This window comes from Paenibacillus sp. Y660 (assembly GCF_057221575.1).
In genome coordinates this window covers 193629-210670 of record NZ_JBXBBJ010000007.1, presented here as the reverse complement: position 1 = coordinate 210670, position 17042 = coordinate 193629, and the positions used below count along the sequence as shown (strand labels likewise).

At 38.9% G+C, this 17042-nt stretch carries 15 protein-coding genes, 1 tRNA gene and 2 pseudogenes; 5 read left to right on the top strand and 13 right to left on the bottom strand.

All coding sequences use genetic code 11. The features are described 5' to 3' along the window. Positions 1 to 355: 355 nt before the first annotated feature. Together AC2TDN_RS11490 and AC2TDN_RS11485 are read left to right on the top strand one after the other, a co-directional pair. Positions 356 to 937 carry a TetR/AcrR family transcriptional regulator gene (locus tag AC2TDN_RS11490; RefSeq protein ID WP_484688078.1) on the top strand — a complete coding sequence of 194 codons (582 nt, stop codon included), beginning with the start codon at positions 356 to 358 and terminating at the stop codon, positions 935 to 937. Positions 938 to 961: 24 nt separating this feature from the next. Then, entirely contained in the window at positions 962 to 2164 is a 1203-nt protein-coding gene (locus AC2TDN_RS11485) for an MFS transporter (protein WP_484688077.1), read from the top strand. Between the two features lie 182 nt (positions 2165 to 2346). Here the strand turns inward: AC2TDN_RS11485 and AC2TDN_RS11480 are convergent, their stop codons facing one another. The 3 genes and pseudogenes from AC2TDN_RS11480 to AC2TDN_RS11470 all read right to left on the bottom strand — a co-directional run bounded on the left by AC2TDN_RS11480 (position 2347) and on the right by AC2TDN_RS11470 (position 4360). Then, positions 2347 to 2559, bottom strand: a complete 213-nt coding sequence (locus AC2TDN_RS11480; protein WP_484688076.1) for a Rieske (2Fe-2S) protein — start codon at positions 2557 to 2559, stop codon at positions 2347 to 2349. Continuing rightward, positions 2544 to 3452: pseudogene (locus tag AC2TDN_RS11475) on the bottom strand (amidohydrolase family protein); the annotation flags it as partial. The gene AC2TDN_RS11480 and the pseudogene AC2TDN_RS11475, both read right to left, overlap by 16 nt. Continuing rightward, complete coding sequence (locus AC2TDN_RS11470) at positions 3443 to 4360, bottom strand: hypothetical protein (RefSeq protein ID WP_484688075.1); 918 nt, start codon at positions 4358 to 4360, stop codon at positions 3443 to 3445. The gene AC2TDN_RS11470 and the pseudogene AC2TDN_RS11475, both read right to left, overlap by 10 nt. Positions 4361 to 4717: 357 nt before the next feature. Between AC2TDN_RS11470 and AC2TDN_RS11465 the strand changes: the two genes are divergently transcribed. The 3 genes from AC2TDN_RS11465 to AC2TDN_RS11455 are packed head-to-tail and all read left to right on the top strand — an operon-like array spanning position 4718 to position 6583. Beyond that, a complete protein-coding gene (locus AC2TDN_RS11465; protein ID WP_484688074.1) occupies positions 4718 to 5572 on the top strand; it encodes an ABC transporter ATP-binding protein in 855 nt (284 codons plus the stop codon). Next, on the top strand, positions 5565 to 6218 hold the full coding sequence (locus AC2TDN_RS11460) for an ABC-2 transporter permease (RefSeq protein WP_482069529.1): 654 nt from the start codon (positions 5565 to 5567) through the stop codon (positions 6216 to 6218). Before AC2TDN_RS11465 ends, AC2TDN_RS11460 begins: the two co-directional genes overlap by 8 nt. Further along, complete coding sequence (locus AC2TDN_RS11455; protein ID WP_482069528.1) at positions 6218 to 6583, top strand: GntR family transcriptional regulator; 366 nt, start codon at positions 6218 to 6220, stop codon at positions 6581 to 6583. The genes AC2TDN_RS11460 and AC2TDN_RS11455 overlap by 1 nt, the downstream gene beginning before the upstream one ends. Positions 6584 to 6692: 109 nt before the next feature. On the opposite strand, the gene AC2TDN_RS11450 is transcribed toward AC2TDN_RS11455, so the two are convergent. The 10 genes and pseudogenes from AC2TDN_RS11450 to nrdR all read right to left on the bottom strand — a co-directional run bounded on the left by AC2TDN_RS11450 (position 6693) and on the right by nrdR (position 16971). Next, positions 6693 to 7418, bottom strand: a complete 726-nt coding sequence (locus tag AC2TDN_RS11450; protein WP_484688073.1) for a hypothetical protein — start codon at positions 7416 to 7418, stop codon at positions 6693 to 6695. Positions 7419 to 7692: 274 nt separating this feature from the next. Beyond that, positions 7693 to 8418, bottom strand: a complete 726-nt coding sequence (locus tag AC2TDN_RS11445; RefSeq protein ID WP_484688072.1) for a hypothetical protein — start codon at positions 8416 to 8418, stop codon at positions 7693 to 7695. 466 nt (positions 8419 to 8884) lie between these two features. Beyond that, positions 8885 to 9253 carry a DoxX family protein gene (locus tag AC2TDN_RS11440; RefSeq protein ID WP_484688071.1) on the bottom strand — a complete coding sequence of 123 codons (369 nt, stop codon included), beginning with the start codon at positions 9251 to 9253 and terminating at the stop codon, positions 8885 to 8887. A gap of 238 nt (positions 9254 to 9491) precedes the next feature. Then, entirely contained in the window at positions 9492 to 10037 is a 546-nt protein-coding gene (locus AC2TDN_RS11435) for a DUF4256 domain-containing protein (RefSeq protein ID WP_484688070.1), read from the bottom strand. 267 nt (positions 10038 to 10304) lie between these two features. Beyond that, a pseudogene (locus AC2TDN_RS11430) lies at positions 10305 to 12634 on the bottom strand (ABC transporter permease). 2 nt (positions 12635 to 12636) lie between these two features. After that, positions 12637 to 13341, bottom strand: coding sequence for an ABC transporter ATP-binding protein (locus tag AC2TDN_RS11425; protein ID WP_484688069.1), 705 nt, complete (start codon positions 13339 to 13341; stop codon positions 12637 to 12639). 1015 nt (positions 13342 to 14356) lie between these two features. After that, positions 14357 to 14785, bottom strand: coding sequence for a DMP19 family protein (locus AC2TDN_RS11420; RefSeq protein WP_484688068.1), 429 nt, complete (start codon positions 14783 to 14785; stop codon positions 14357 to 14359). Between the two features lie 594 nt (positions 14786 to 15379). Further along, entirely contained in the window at positions 15380 to 15652 is a 273-nt protein-coding gene (locus tag AC2TDN_RS11415) for a hypothetical protein (RefSeq protein WP_484688067.1), read from the bottom strand. A 717-nt stretch (positions 15653 to 16369) separates the two neighbouring features. Continuing rightward, a tRNA-Ala gene (locus tag AC2TDN_RS11410) sits at positions 16370 to 16445 on the bottom strand. 43 nt (positions 16446 to 16488) lie between these two features. Then, entirely contained in the window at positions 16489 to 16971 is a 483-nt protein-coding gene (gene nrdR, locus AC2TDN_RS11405; RefSeq protein WP_053377232.1) for a transcriptional regulator NrdR, read from the bottom strand. Positions 16972 to 17042 lie beyond the last annotated feature (71 nt).

Here is a 17042-nt window from a genome sequence, read left to right as displayed (position 1 = left end):
CTCCTTTAGCAGCTTGCCTATTCATTAGCTTTGGTTGTAATTGGGTTTTCTGCCTTGTTGATGGGAGAGCTATTATAGTACCTTCCCAATATCGCTCTGTAACTAGCAGAAAGTGACATTGGTGAGTTACGGCGAATTTTAAGTACACATAAGAATACTCTTAAGTCCGTTAAAGTGTCTATATTAACTAAAAAAAACAGCCACAATAGCCAGCTGCCTTTATGTCAATAATATAGATGAGAGTAGCCAAACACAAACTCTCGACCTAAATCACTGAAAGGAATTTACATTTGCATTAAAAAATTAAATTTGATAATATAACTGACGAACGTTCGTTAATACTGAGGTGATTATATTGAAAAGTAAAGAAATTAAAGACATAGCTGTTAAATTTTTCACTATACATGGGTATGAGGGAGCATCTTTGTCTCAAATTGCCGAGAATGTCGGTATGAAAAAACAATCACTCTATGCTCATTTCAAAGGAAAAGATGATCTATTTCTACAAGTTTTACAAGATGCCAAAGAGACAGAAATCTCATCGAAACTCAAATATTTGAGTAAAGTGGTTACCCAAAATCCTAAAGCAGATTTATTTGGATATCTTCAATTGGTCATTGATTTGTTTCAACAGAGCGAGCAGCTAAAGTTTTGGTTGCGTATATCTTTTTATCCACCTCAACATCTGGCAACAGCGATTAATGAGGAAGTAATGGATACGGAATTGAAGATTCAAACCGTACTAGAAAGCAAATTTCAAGCTTGGGTCGATGCCAAAGTCATCATGTCAGATGCAGCATCTATCCCTACTCTTGCTTTCTTAGGTGTAGTTGATTCAATCATGTTAGAGCTTGCATATGGGAATAATGAAAAACGTTTAAATGATAAATTAAATGCCTCTTGGACTGTATTTTGGAGAGGTATTTCACAGTTATGATTTTGCAGAGAGAGGTATCGCTTCATGAAGAAACCATTGAAAGAACAAAAAACAGTCTTGCTCATTCTATTAAGTAATATATTCATTGTTTTTCTAGGAGTCGGACTAATCGTCCCTGTTATGCCATCCTTTATGAATATTATGCATTTATCAGGCCAAACGATGGGCTATCTAATGGCGGCCTTTGCATTCGCACAATTACTCACCTCTCCCTTCACTGGACGATGGATTGACACTTATGGCAGAAAAAAAATGATCGTTATCGGCTTATTCCTCTTCAGTGTATCAGAGTTGATCTTTGGTTTAGGTACACATGTATCCGTTCTTTATGTATCCAGAATTTTAGGAGGCATTAGCGGTGCATTTATTATGCCAGCCGTAACAGCCTTTGTTGCTGATATTACCTCAGTAGAGGAAAGGCCCAAAGCAATGGGCTATGTTTCTGCCGCAATTAGCATCGGATTTATCATTGGCCCAGGTATCGGAGGTTTTATTGCTGAGATGGGTGTGCGTGCCCCTTTCTATTTTGCTGCTGGCTTCGCATTAATAACTTGTATTTCATCCCTATTTATTTTAAAAGAGCCGCTAACCAAACAGGAGCTTCTGGAAATCACTCAGCTAAAAAAAGATACGAGCTTTGCAAGTGACCTCAAACGATCACTTCATCCATTATACTTTATAGCCTTTATTATTGTGTTTGTACTGGCCTTTGGTTTATCAGCATATGAAACAGTATTTAGTCTGTATTCTGATCATAAATTTGGTTTCACTCCACGAGATATTGCTGCCATTATTACCATAAGTTCCATTTTCGGGGTTGTCGTTCAGATCTTTATGTTTGGTAAAATGGTAGATAAGCTAGGAGAAAAGAAGCTCATCCAGATATGCTTAATCGCTGGCGTCGTATTGGCGGTAGCATCCACGATGATCTCAAGCTTTTTAGCCATTTTACTAATAACTAGCTTCATCTTTCTCGCATTTGACTTGCTGCGACCAGCATTAACGACCTATTTATCAAAAACTGCCGAAAAAGAACAAGGATTTGTCGCAGGAATGAACTCGACCTATACAAGCTTGGGGAATATCGTCGGGCCCGCGTTAGGCGGTATATTATTTGATGTAAACATTAACTATCCGTATCTCTTTGCTGCGGTCATTATGTTTATTGGTCTTATCATTACAATGATGTGGAAAGAAAAACAATCAGTTGGCAGCTTGGCAAAATAATACGAAGAACATTCTCGATTCTGGCGGACAGAGAATCCGTTATTTAGACAAAATCAGACGAATAGCGGAAACTCAGTCCTAAAGCGCCGTACTTTCGCCACAAAATAGTGTGTTTAACGGTACATTCCATCCTATTTACACATCAAAAGAGGCATCCCATTAACAGAATGCCTCCGAAATATTTACTTAGAACCTATTAAAATTCCGATCATACCGTCCTCAATCTCAACCGTGTACTTCCTTACTCTTACCTTCTCATTGAACAATGCTTTACCTGTCTTCAAATCGAATTCCCAACCATGCCACGGGCATCGAATGATTTGACCAGCCCTCCCATACACATAACTGTACACGTCGGAGGGAAGCGTCGTCCCAGTTACTAACCCAGCACACATCGGCGCCCATTGTCACGAAATATTTTGCGCCTGGCCTCTGGAGAGAGCTTCCGTAAAATATGATCTGGGGAATCAAAATCCCAATGTGGATAGTCACTTGAATATAGAAGCATATTCTCAGCATCAATCATATTGAATAGATCAATGAGATGCTGAGGATTATCGGGCTCCTCAATCGGCTGAGTTGTCAAATAACAATGATCTCGAATGTACTGACTAGGCAGTTTCGTTAACCAAGGAACAGTAGAGCGCAACGCCTTGTAGTTTTTATCTAGTCTCCACATCAAGCCCGGAAGCCATGCAACGCCTCCCTCTACCATAACGACCTTCAAATTAGGAAACTTAACGAATACTCCCTCGCATACAAGGCTAACTAAATGTGCCATAAACGTCTGGGACAAGCATGTATGCCATTCAATATAGCGTGATGGGTAGCCTGCAGAGGTAGGGGCAGTAGAGCCCCCTCCACCCTCTGCACCCGGATGAATGGCTATTGGAAGACCGTTTCGCTCTGCCGCTTCATAGATCGGATGATAATAGCGCTGTCCTAGAGGAGCCCTGGCTGCGCTGGAGATCATGACCTCTACAATGTCAGGATTTCCACCAACTCTATCTATTTCACGTGCGGCAAGCAATGGGTCCTGCGTAGCAACCACCATTGCACCCTTGAACGCCTTATGCTTGCCAAGCCATTCCGTGATTAAGAAATCATTATAGGCAGAACAGATGGCTGCAGCGTAATCAGGATCATGTGTTGTAGAAATGTTATAGACGACCCCTGTCAGAATCGCATAATCAAGATTGTACCCATCGATTAGCTGCTTAATCATAAAATCAGGATTAGAGCCAGCCCTTCCCCCGCCTGGGGGAATAGCGTCCTTCTTCATGACACCGTCGGCTTCATTACCGTACCTAGATCAGTCATACTGATATAATGCCAAGAATGATCGAAACTAGATCGATCCAACAGCAGCCCCGTCTCTTTAGATATCGTAAACTGTGAGCTCAGTCCAACCTTAGCAATACGATCTCGCAGTACCTCTTGATCCTCATTCGACAGACCCGTATGTGCGATTAACCTTCCAGATTCATCTACAATAGCCGTACCTTTAACCCAATCCTCCGAAATATAAATTTGCTCCTTAAGCTTATCAGCCTTAATGTCGACGAGAAGATAGACCTCTGGAGTCAGCGTATTAAAGGGATAGCTCATTGTAGCCGTAAGAGAGGCGGGATTCTCTATAAAATCCATCATTTTTTTGCCAGTCAGGATCGTATCAATATCTTTGCTCCAGCTGGGACCTAGCGCATTCATAGAACTAAAGTAATACGATTTATTCGTGTACGTATCGGCATCTATAATCAAATCCTCATACACAAAATAAAAATAGGCTTTTCCCACAAGCTTATTGGATTCTAGCTGCTGCAACTGCTCTCTAAGGGAATGAAGCAACTCCATTCGTTGCATGTGATCAGAAGACAAATCAACAGGTATTCGAAGTACACTTAGTATATTGGAAGCACTTAGCATATTGATCATATTGTTCTTTAAGGATTGGAGTTCTGTGTCTGTTCGCTCAGCGAAATGACTCATAATCACATTATTGAAGCGCTCAGCGTCTTCTTCAATAATCCGAACGACAAGCACGTAGGCAAGCACACTAGCCACAATAACCGGAATAAGAATAAGCAGGAAATAGTTAGCGAACAACTGCCAAAAGAGAGTGTGCCTAATGGGTGGCGACGATTGGGTTGCTTCTCGCTTAGGAGCAAGCGCTTGGATAAGAGTTGATCGTTTCATGACATCCCCCTGCTGTTTTCCTATTTGTGCCTCTCCTTAAAAATAGTCATTACGTAATTTTACAATATCGAACTACAGACGTTTGTAGTTTTATGTCATACAAAATTATTTTTTTGAAATAAACATTTATTGAGAATTGTAAATAATTAGATGTAGTTTGGATGAAAATGGTATCTAATTAGTGGGTAGCATCGACAAACCTCATCGCTGCCGTCATAAAGTTCCGTTCCCCATAAGCCCGTACAGGAAGCAACCTTTTGAGTAAATATGGATTTGATAAAAATAATTGACATAAGATTTGTCTCAATGATATATTGTGTATGCACAACATACACAATTTAAAAGGAGGTTGGCTATATGCTTGCGTTAGAAATTAAAAATTTAAATAAAAAATATGAGCATTTTCATTTGAAAAACATATCATTTCAGCTGGAAAAGGGTTATATTATGGGATTTATCGGAGCCAACGGCGCTGGAAAAACAACCACTATAAAATCAATTTTAAATTTGATTCGTATGGATAGCGGCGAGATCCGTATTTTGGGCAAAGAGATGATCGAACACGAAGTCGAATTGAAGCAAGAAATTGGCTTTGCATTTGGAGGAATCGATTTCTATACTCGAAGCAAAATTAAGACGCTAACTAACGTTATCAAAAAGTTCTATCATCATTGGGATGATGAAGCCTACTTCAATTATCTGAAAAGATTTAATTTGAATGAAAACAAAAAAATAGCTGAATTATCAACCGGAATGAGAGTAAAATACAGCTTGGCCCTTGCTTTGTCACACGGCGCAAAGCTACTTATCCTTGATGAACCAACAAGCGGACTTGATCCGGTTGCAAGAGACAATCTGCTAGATATTTTTCAGGAACTGGTTGAAGATGGAGAAATCAGCATCCTGTTTTCGACTCATATCACAACCGACTTGGAAAAATGCGCAGATTATATTACTTTTATCGATAACGGACAAATTATCAACAGCGCTGAGAAAGAACAATTTATTGATACGTATCGCTTAGTGAATGGGAAAGAAGAACAATTGTATTTAATAAAAGACCAGTTAATTGCCTACAAAATGAATTCATTTGGCTTTACAGGCTTGATCCATGCTAGAGACTTTGATCCATCTTTGGATATAAAGTCAACCGTGCCTAATCTTGAAGAGATCATGATCTATTTCTCGAAAAAGGAGAATATGTATGTTTAACTTACTGGTGAAAGAATTAAAGCTCGGCGTAAATCCTTTCTTTTATATCCTGCCCTTCTTGACAGGCGCCTTAATGCTAATCCCCGCATGGTTATATTTCCTTGTCATCCTTTACTTTTGTTTTCTCACGTTACCGAATATGTTTGCAGGGTATAAAACGCAGAATGATTTGATATTTACAAGCATGCTGCCAGTAACAAAAAAAGACATTGTAAAAGCAAAGATATCCGTTATTGTTATCCTGGAATTACTGCACATTGTTGTTGCAATGATATATGGCATGATTAGTATTCGCTTATACCCAAATCTGACCTACTACTTCTTCGAACCAACATTAGGTTTTTGGGGATTATGTTTCGTCATGGTTGCGATCTTCAATATGATCTTTATATCCATGTATTATAAGACAGCCTATAAATACGGCGCAGCAGCGATTGTTTCCATTACAGCAGCAATTCTGTTTGCTGTAGGCGCAGAATGGCTCGGAATACAAAATTCGTTCGTGTTTAAGCTTTTCAAAGGAACGGGTGCTGAACATTTGGCAACGCAATTATCCATCCTGGTCATGGGCATCGTGATATTTGCGATTTTTACGATTATCGCTTATCATATTGCCATCAAAAGGTTTGAGAAAGTGGAAATATAATGAACATTGCGATTTCGAATACCTCTGATAAACCCATTTATCAGCAGCTTTTTGAACAAATCAGCGCACAAATCCTCAAGGGCGAACTAGAAAATGGGTATAGTTTGCCACCCATACGACAAGCGGCCACGGAGCTTCGAGTTAGTATTATTACTGTAAAAAAAGCGTGGGAAGAACTCGAACGACTTGGTTTGATATACACCGTAACCGGCAAAGGATGTTTTATCGCCGAACTCTCGTCCGACGAGATGCTTCAAAAACGCAATGAAATGATCTTGAAGCAGATGGTTATTGACACTTCCTATTACAAATCGTTTGGCCTCACAATAGAAGAGGTTTTTGAGCTTTTGAAGGAAGCTTATTGAAAATGTAGATATGAACAGACAACCACGTCCAGAGGACGTGGTTGATTTGTTTTATTGGTGGAGCTTGGGGGGCACGTACTAACTTGCTTATCCCACATCCTTCTCTCTATTACTTTTTTAGTCTTCTCTCATATTCAGCTTCTACTGTATCAATATTAAATTCTCCCTCGGATGGCGAAATATTCTCAAAATATTCATCTACATCAAAAGTTATATCTACATTAAGGTGTTGAATCCGGACGTGTCTCATTACATAATGATTTGATTTTAATTCATTCAGTAATCCATAGAGCATATTAGCCTCATTTGCAATGTCTTTCTCCTCCACCTTACTTTGTGTAGTGACTATAATTGAATAAGATAACTTTGCCTGATTGTTGGAGCGCAGCTCGTTGTAACTCAGATACTGGTCTCTCATTGAAACATTACCTACGTGTACTGTCGGGATCGTACCAGCGTTTTGCCCATAAAATTGCTGTATAATGGGCAAAAGGTTCTTCTCAGCATCTTCATTTAAAATACTTAAGTAATATGAAGTGAAATATTGAAGTCCATCTAGATCTTTATCTGTCGATATTGAAAATATTGCTTCTTTATTTCTGTTTAAATATCCCTCAACTACAATGGGTCCTCCATATATTTTCACATAGTACATATCTGTCACCGTTATTTCATCATGTAGAACACTTTCCATCACTTCTTCTGCCTTTTTCATAAATACCTTTTCTTCTTCACTATAATTACTAGTAAATAACCGGGTTATCCCCACTATGATTACCACAATAATGACCGCCGCAAGAATAAAATAAGAACTTATTTTAAATGTTCTTTTCATACATTCAACCTCTCGAGTTTATTCATTACTCATTTATTTTTCTGGAAAACCGACAATTTTAAATTAGCTACTTTTCAATTGAATATGTGATGATGACAAAGATTCACATAATCTTCGTCTTCATTAAACGCTGGATTACCGAACACCTGTACAAGCTAGAAGAACCCCACTGGATCCGTAAAAATAAGGGATTTCCTACTTCTGTTGTATAGATCATGCTGCTTAAATAACCATACGTTATGTCTTTTACGCTCATTGAACATCCTTCTCTCTATTACTTTTTTAGTCTCCTCTCATATTCGGCTTCTACTGTATCAATATTAAATTCTCCCTCGGATGGCGAAATATTCTCAAAATATTCATCTACATCAAAAGTTATATCTACATTAAGGTGTTGAATCCGGACGTTTCTCATTACATAATGATTTGATTTTAATTCATTCAGTAATCCATAGAACTTATTAGCCTCATTTGCAATGTCTTTCTCCTCCACATTACTTTGTGTAGTGATTCTAATTGAATAAGATAACTCTGCCTGATTGCTAGAGAGCAGATCGTTGTAACTCAGATACTGGTCTTTCATTGAAACATTACCTACATTTACTGTCGGATTAGAACCAGCGTTTTGCCCATAAAATTGCTGTATAATAGGCGAAAGGTTCATCTCAGCATCTTCATTTAAAATGGCATAGTAAATTGTTGAGATATTTTGAAAACCAGTTAGATCCTTATCAGTTGAAATTGAAAAAATAATTTCTTTAAATCTGTTGATATATCCCTCAATTACAATAGGTCCTCCATATATTTTCACATAGTATATATCAGTTACCGTTATTTCTTCATGCAGAACATTTTCCATCACTTCTTCTGCTTTTTTCATAAATAACTTTTCTTCTTCACTATAATTACTAGTAAATAACCGGGTTATCCCCACTATGATTACCACAATAATGACCGCCGCAAGAATAAAATAAGAACTTATTTTAAATGTTCTTTTCATACATTCAACCTCTCGAGTTTATTCATTACTCATTTATTTTTCTGGAAGATGACAAAGATTCACATAATCTTCGTCATCAATAAACTTTGATTACACCTTAGAGACAGACACCATTACGGAAAATATATCATTAGTTAAAATAGACTATCTTACAATCTTACTACAAATTATTTCATTTTCCCTTATTTTTTCCTACTCACGTCAGTAACGTGGGCAAGGGAAGAAGCGGATTCGACTTATGTTGCCGATCCTTATAAATTTTGTCCCCATTTTCGTCCGCAAGACCAAATTTACGTGATATATTTTGATTAAAGTTTTTGTATAAAACAACAAAAAACCCTTGCTACGCAAGGGTTTAATCATTTTAAGTTTGGTGAAGAAGCCTATGGAGGTTCGACTCCCTGACCTCATCGTTGCCAGCGATTCGATCTCCCACCGTTAGGTATTTTCTACCATTGCTATGAACTTACCCAAAAAGATGGGGCAGTTCGTCTGCATATAATAATACTACAGCAATAGCTATTACGAGATTCAATAAGGCCGGTATCACTTTTCCGATCGGATGTTTGACTCTGACATGCGTAAGGCACGCCAATAGCATCATAATGACTATTAATATGCCAGCCCATGCGGCAACCCCCGGATACCAGTAACCGATAATGAGTCTTACGCATCCAACAATTTGAACGTAGCCCGTAATGACGCGGAACCATTGAGGAAGTTTAATCGAATCAAATAGTTCAACTTGATGCTTGGCTCCTGCAATCTTGCTTCCGCCAAAAAAGGCCATGGAAAAAAGCAGCCAACTTTGAAGTACGATGGTTAGTATATGCATTTGAACCCACTCCTTAATAGTTTATTATTATCCGACACCGATCAGTGTCCTAATTCATAATATAACACCATTAGGTGTCCTGTAAAGCATTTATTTTCTAAAAAACAGAAAACCACGTCCTATGGACGTGGTTGATATGTTTATTTTGGTGGAGCTTTCGGGTTTCGAACTCCCGACCTTATCGAGTGTGTAACCGACCAACTCGTGCTCCCGCCCCACTTCGTTCTCTGTGCAAAATCTAGACCCTGAGCGAGCCACGGAACCCCCTGGCGGCATAGTAAGATTCCGCACCGTTATGGTACACGAAGACATTGCCGTAGCGGAAATCAGCAAAGATGGCACCACCAAGTTTTCTAATCTCAGAAGGTGTTATCACCCAGCTCGATGTTTTCGTATCGAATTTCCCAAGCTTCTGCAGCCCCCGATATTGATCTTCTGTTAAAAGCTCAATGCCCATGGCAGCTGCCATATCAATAGCGCTATTTCCCGGTTTATGTTCTTTCCTTGACTCCAGCGCTTCACGATCGTAACAAACACTTCTGCGGCCTTTAGGACTTTCTGCTGAACAATCATAAAAAATGTATTCGTCCGTCTTGTTATCATGACCAACAACATCCGGCTCTCCGCCAGTTATTTCCATTTCATTGAGTGACCACAGTTTTTCAGAATTAGCTTCCAGCTTCGCTTGTACTTTAGACCATTCAAGACCTTCATGGCGGTTCATGTTTTTCTCAAAACGGGCTTTTAATACACTAAGTAGTTCTTCACGTTGTTCTGGCGACAAAGGAACACCCCTCTTAAATTTTCGATTAGCTGACAGTCATAGAGTCATTCTAACTTTATTCACTAGTCTTTTCAATCGCTGGATGCGATGATCAGACAATCATATCCTTGAAAGCGGATCTTTGATCGACTGGCTGACGATGAATACTCGGGTGAGGACTTCTAGCGGTAGATTCAGACGCCTTACTTCCTCCGCATTCGCTCCGTCCGAGCGGACTGAATCCCTGACCTCTTCGCTGCCAGAGAAGCGCTCCTCCAACATTTTCTATTATTCAATACTTTTTAATGATTCAATCATATTTATTTTGGATACTTTCCTCCTAAGCAGTAAGTTAGACAACATCGTTAGCAAGAATGAAAGAACAACAGATATCAGTATGATAGTAACACTTAATTTATTCGGTATTTGTTGATGGGTACTAGACAGCGCCTTGATAATAAATGTAAAAACATAGTCGCTTATAGGTAAAGCCACAATTACGGCAAACGTGGTTAATATGAAGTTTTCAAAAAATATAAGTTTATTTATTTTATTTTTTTGGTAGCCTAATACCTTAAGTGTTGCAAGCTCACGATTCCTTTCATAAATGTTTATTGAAGATATCGTATAAATGGCGCCGAAGGAGAGTATACCGGCACAAATGATAAACATGATAAATACAAAACTGTTTTGTTCCAAAATATATTGAGCTGATTTCTTTAGATCATCCTTATCTGCAATTGTATCTACGTGAGGATCTTGTTCAAATAAGCTGCGAGCGCTTATAAGATCCGCAGAGCTATTTGCTTCAACTAAAAGCGAGGTTGGATTGTAGTCGATGTCAAGGCTCTGTAAATAGTCCGGTGTGGAATAAAACGACGGATACGAATACTGTGTAGATATTTTTAAAACCTTCATATCTACAGATTTATTTTTAAGCTCCGGTGCTGTGAACTTTATTTTGATTACATCCCCTTCTGAAATACGGTATTTGTCGGCGTAAGACTTGGGTACTAGCACACCGTTATTTTCTAATGATATTCTATTGTCATTTTCGTCAAAGAAATGAATGAGACTGTTTTCTTTTTCAGTAACAACTAGAGTAGCATTTTCTTTTTCATCATCTTGTATGAATTCAACAGGGAAGGTGGATAACAAAAAGCTGTTTTTAATACCCGCGGGTAGTTTTATCGTATCTGAAGCTGTTCCCATCGAATAATCTACTCTTAGATCATAGGAGTAAACATCTTCTATTTGGTCAGCTACTTTTAGCAAGGACGCTCCAGTGCCAAAAGCAGTTATCAATAAAACAGTGCTTACAACAACACCAGTTGAGGTAGCTAAAGCTTTTTGTTTATTTAATAATATATTTCTCAAAATGAGTTTGTAGCTGTAGGGAATATGACTCCATAGACCCGGAACTCTTTCTATTAATAGCTTTTTCATCTTCTTTGGCGGTTTAGGACGCATAGCTTGAGCCGCATGTTCTTTTAAAATGGTTCTACCGCTTAAGTAGCATGACAGAAGTCCAAAAGCACTGGAGAATATGACGGGAGGAATGATCGAATAAAAAGAAAGCGTGAATCTAATGTCAGGCAGAGAGTAAGCCCTTGCATTTGATGCAGTTATTAATGGTACAAATACAAGAGCGGCAATGATACACCCTAAGATGGAACCTATTATACCTACCAGCACAGGGAATCCCATGTAATGAAGCATGATGCTTCTGTCTTTTACACCCAAAGCCTTCATAATACCTACTTGATTTCTTTGAGAATCAATAATCCTCGACATGGCAAGAAATAGGATAATCGCTTCAATCACAAAGAAAACGAAAGGTATAACCTTGCTCATCAAGTTATTATTTTGAATCGTTGCATTTATTTGGGAATAATTGAAAGTACGTTCTTTGCTTACTTGGTTTAAATAAGCAAGCTGTTTTTGTTTGGATTGCGCTTCAATTGATTTACCTATTTGGTCAATATCGTAACCTTCTTTAGCATCAATCATGATTTCATTATAGTAAAAGTCGCCTGCGATCTCAGGTATTGTCTCTTCGGCCATATAAGCTATACCGTAGGCTTTATGGTCTTGGATATCGTTCTTTTTTGTATGTTCTACATTCTCTCCCAAGCCGCTAATTTTAAGCTGAATCATTCTTTCATTTGCGCCTATACGGATTTGATCACCGACACGGTATTGATGCTCTTTCGCATAATGGAATCTAATACGATCTCACCCTTTTTTGAAGGGATACTCCCCTCAATCATAGTAAGCGTGTTTATTTCATTTTTTACAGGGATCGAATGAATTTTTAATGATGCTTTATAATCATCAAAGGCTTGCGCGACATCAAGGGTATAACGTCCTTCAATTTTATTTACACCTTCAATTTCGTTTAAACCCGCCACATCTTTTTTGGAAATTTGACAGTAATACACATTTAAGTCGAATAAATTATGTTCATTAAAGTAAACCTTCGAATATGCGCTAAGATTATCACTATAAGTTACCAGACCCGCATAGAAAAAAGCTCCTACTGCGATAACCAAAACAAGGGCTATAAATTGCCCTATAGATTTTTTTATATCCCTTATTGATTTCAAAAATAATTTCATTATCACCACTCAATCCCTTCAACACTTTGTTTAACATCATTAATCGTAACGCTTTCTATCTTTCCGCTTTTAACCTTAATAATTTTGTCAGCCATAGGAGCAATAGCGGAATTATGCGTGACCAAAACGACGCACTTTTTCGTTTCCTTGTTCAAATCTTGAAGAAGCTTTAAGACGGACTTACCTGTAACATAATCCAAAGCTCCGGTTGGTTCATCACAAAGTAAAAGGGAAGGATTTTTTGCAACAGCTCTAGCTATAGCAACTCTTTGTTGTTCTCCTCCAGAGAGCTGGGAAGGGAAGTTTTTGATACGATTCTTTAATCCGACTTTGGATAAAATATCTTTAGCATCCAGATGGTTTTTACATACTTCAGCGGCAAATTCAACATTTTCAAGAGCGTTTAAATTCGGAATCAGGTTATAGAATTGAAATACAAAGCCAACTTTCTCACCGCGATATTGTGTTAATTTTTTTTCGTTTAATCTTGTTATTTCTTGATCACCAACAAATACTTGACCTGAGGAAGCCGTATCCATGCCGCCAAGTATATTCAAAATCGTACTTTTACCGGCACCGCTTGCGCCTAAAATAACGACGAATTCCCCCTCTGATATGGAAAAATCAACTCCATCCAGCGCCTTGATTGGCACTTCTCCGATTTTGTATTCTTTCGATACTTCTTTGAATTCGATTAACTTTTTCACTATTTACATCTCCTAAATATCGTATTTTTTGATATGTAAGACCGAAGAACAACATGAACCCCGTCAGTATGGCCAAACTGACAAACGGAATCCCACCCGCTTAGCTGCGGATACATCATCGCCTCCCTTCCTTCTTCTTCTATTTCTGGATCAATGTTACTAGTTTGGTGTTAAGCTGATTATACGTAATGCTAAAGAATGAAAAAACCTTCCCGAGACTCTCCTACAGCTGGACCAAAGTCGGGATTCTTCCCTAGGGGGTACGACTTGCATTAGCTCGTCTTTCCATCATGGGATGTCCGAATCTTTGATCGAATAGCTGACGAAGCGAATTCAAAGAGGACTTTTAGCGGTAGCTTCAGACGCCGTGCTCCTATATTAGATGTATTCCTTCGAAGTCTACTCACTTCACTACGTCAGCGCGGACTGAACCCCGGGGTCCGCCTCTTCTTGGGCTCAACCAAACACAAAAAAACACGCCTGATTCGGCGTGTTTAAAATTTGTGTTTGGTGGAGGAGCCTAGGGGGATACAGCTCGTACTAACTCGCTTACCCATCACGGGATGTCCGAATCTTCGATCAAATGGCTGACGAAGCGAATCCAAAGAGGACTTTTAGCGGTAGATTCAGACGCCGTGCTCCTCCGCATTCGCTCCGTCCGCGCGGACTGAACCCCGGGGTTCGCCCCCTGGCTCTCCACCAATAAAACAGAAAACCACGTCAGAGGACGTGGTTGATTTGTTTTATTGGTGAATTTTTCATCAACAATTCCATTTCTATGAGCATATAAATGCCTAATTTGAAGTATTTTTTCTATTTCATTCTGTGTTATTTTATCAATAACACCCAAATCACTAATTTGTTTATTTTCCTTAATAAACCCTTTAATTCATCCCTTTGTAGTTTAGCAAGCTTTCTGCGACCATAGCTTCCTTCTTGAGTTGATATAACCGATTCACAAATCTAATTAGGATCAACGTTGATGCCACGGATCAGCGACTCTACGACCAGCTCTCTATTGGATAATTCGTTGTACAACTGAATCTAACTTCAATTCTAAGTCACTTTCCAATATATAGAACCGTTCGTCTAATGTTTCAAATAAGTCTTCATGTTCTCCATCCCATGAGTCAATTATCTCATTTCTTTCATCAACATCATTGGACGGTTTTCCATTAGGAAATAAAACATTCACCTGTTTTAGAAGGTTAACTACCTCAGACGCATTAAGTTTTTGTAGGTCTTCCATAGTATCATCTAATGTATCCGCACCATGATTATAGTAAAAACTGATAATTCCACCGTTACCAATACTATCAATTACTCCTCTTACGTTGTACCATGTTTTTTCATCAGGGGTAAGTCTTTCATAACCTTCCGCATCAAGTTTTTCAAAAAGTTTTTGCCAATGTTTTTGCCAATCTTCATACTTTAATACGCCCATGAAAGCACCTCATTTAAAAGAATTATATATATTTCTACGTATTTTCTCAATTCCCTTCTTAACATTAGTATCTGACTTAATATACGTATGGTTCAGAAAAGCGAACCGTAGCTGTGCCAAGCCACAATTCGCCTGAGTGTCTTGCTGAGACTGTTTGAGGCTGGTTAGAGTAGGCTTGCTTTATCTAATCTTCTTAAACCATTCATAATCTGTATTATTATATATATCTTTTACTGTATCTATCAAAGTCTGAATCATAAAAGCTGAGTAATCTCGTTTTGTTATTTAGAAAATTTTCATCAATACTTTTCAAGATATCATTAAGCGGCATTTCTTCAAACCTCCAGATTTAAATTAAGCCCTCATTATGTCTTTATGGTGGGTGCTGTTTGATACTTACCTAAATAATATACGTTATCGGAGTCAATATTAACAAATAAAGCCCGTACATCGATGTACGGGCTACTAGGAAACTAATTTTATTGAGCATTCACTTCTTGGAAACGCAGACCTGTCAATTCATGTTTATTATACAAATCGACAAAATTTTCAGTACAGAATATTAATTCCGAGAAATTTTCCACAAGAAAAAGATCACTTCCATCCCAGGACACTTTTCACAATAACAGAATGATCACCTTTGGGATCTTTTTCGAGTTCATTAGTAGATATCTCAGCATCTAACTCGACAAATTCAACCTCTATATCATTAATGATACTTTCAATCTCAGTTTCGTCCAATTCAATAGTAATAGCGTTACGCTTCGATATTTTTTTTGTTTTCTTGCCATTCTTCTTCCCAGACCAGGCTTTACTATCTACTCCATCCTTTAGTCCTACGATATCTTTGTTTGATAGAATCGCCAATCATTCCTTTATCTATGAGCAATGCTAATAAAAACCATGAGGACTAGGATTCTTGAGGCTCAATCTGTTGGAAACAGTCATAAAATTAATACTCATGTTGAGCCAGAAAATTAATCCTAAGATACTTGATAATTCGATGTTCGAACCACTCTGGAATACGTATAGCCATGTTTTACCTAGTGTCCACCAAGAGACCGCCAAACAATTTGGCGAAATGCTCTTTGATGAATAAGTAAAAACAATCGCTCTGTCAGCAATTTGTGACAGAGCGATTGTTTAAAACCTCGATAACGCTAATATTAAGAATCCTCGAACAACCAAAAAACATCAAATAAACCTCAATAAAATAGCAACTGTGACCAGAAGTGTGACCACATACCGTATTCGGAGTTAATTTTTTCTTCATAAAAAACAAAAAACGCTTGGAAACCCAAGCGTTACGCGGTTGTTTTATGGTGGAGCCTAGGGGGATACAACTCGTATTAACTCGCTTATCCATCATGGGATGTCTAAATCTTTGATCAAATGGCTGACGAAGCTTAATCAACGAGGACTCTTAGCGGTAGATTCAGACGCCGTGCTCCTACATTAGAAGTAATTCCTTCGAAGCCTACTCACTTCACTACGTCCGCGCGGACTGAACCCCGGGGTTCGCCCCCTGGCTCTCCACCAATAAAACAGAAAACCACGTCAGAGGACGTGGTTGATTTGTTTTATTGGTGGAGCCTAGGGGGATCGAACCCCTGACCTCATCGCTGCCAGCGATGCGCTCTCCCAGCTGAGCTAAGGCCCCAAATGACGACAAGATTGATCTTAGCATAGGGGCGCCAAAATTGTCAATCTTTATCTATCATACCGTTCAGCGGGTGTTTGGACAGCAGGTTGTTGAGCTCCTTCATGAACATATCGATGTCCTTGAACTGACGATAAACAGATGCGAAGCGGACATAGGCTACCTCGTCGACGGGATAGAGCTCGTTCATGACGATGCCGCCGATATCGCTGCTGTCTACTTCTGCGTGTGCCGTTGTGCGAAGCTCCTTCTCAACCTCGGATACGATGACTTCGAGGCGTTCTACCGGTACGGGACGCTTCTCGCAGGCGCGGATAAGACCGCGTAATATTTTGTCGCGGCTGAATTCCTCACGGCTTCCATCTTTTTTGATGACGATTAGAGGCGTTTCTTCAATCATTTCGAAGGTCGTGAATCTGCGGCTGCACTTTTCACACTCACGGCGGCGACGAATAGATTTGTTTTCGTTAGCCGGCCTCGAGTCCAATACTTTTGTTCCGGCATAGTCGCAATATGGACATTTCATGCTGCAATTTGCCTCCTTTCTTAGTTAGCAAGAGCCTTTGAAAGGGGCTCTTCTCAAATTAATTTAATTTC

Bases quoted from the DNA above. Each gene is read 5' to 3' on its own strand.
- AC2TDN_RS11485 (WP_484688077.1), top strand. From the start codon at position 962: ATGAAGAAACCATTGAAAGAACAAAAAACAGTCTTGCTCATTCTATTA.
- AC2TDN_RS11480 (WP_484688076.1), bottom strand. From the start codon at position 2,559: ATGTGTGCTGGGTTAGTAACTGGGACGACGCTTCCCTCCGACGTGTAC.
- AC2TDN_RS11470 (WP_484688075.1), bottom strand. From the start codon at position 4,360: ATGAAACGATCAACTCTTATCCAAGCGCTTGCTCCTAAGCGAGAAGCA.
- AC2TDN_RS11465 (WP_484688074.1), top strand. From the start codon at position 4,718: ATGCTTGCGTTAGAAATTAAAAATTTAAATAAAAAATATGAGCATTTT.
- AC2TDN_RS11460 (WP_482069529.1), top strand. From the start codon at position 5,565: ATGTTTAACTTACTGGTGAAAGAATTAAAGCTCGGCGTAAATCCTTTC.
- AC2TDN_RS11455 (WP_482069528.1), top strand. From the start codon at position 6,218: ATGAACATTGCGATTTCGAATACCTCTGATAAACCCATTTATCAGCAG.
- AC2TDN_RS11450 (WP_484688073.1), bottom strand. From the start codon at position 7,418: ATGAAAAGAACATTTAAAATAAGTTCTTATTTTATTCTTGCGGCGGTC.
- AC2TDN_RS11445 (WP_484688072.1), bottom strand. From the start codon at position 8,418: ATGAAAAGAACATTTAAAATAAGTTCTTATTTTATTCTTGCGGCGGTC.
- AC2TDN_RS11440 (WP_484688071.1), bottom strand. From the start codon at position 9,253: ATGCATATACTAACCATCGTACTTCAAAGTTGGCTGCTTTTTTCCATG.
- AC2TDN_RS11420 (WP_484688068.1), bottom strand. From the start codon at position 14,785: ATGGGCGTATTAAAGTATGAAGATTGGCAAAAACATTGGCAAAAACTT.
- nrdR (WP_053377232.1), bottom strand. From the start codon at position 16,971: ATGAAATGTCCATATTGCGACTATGCCGGAACAAAAGTATTGGACTCG.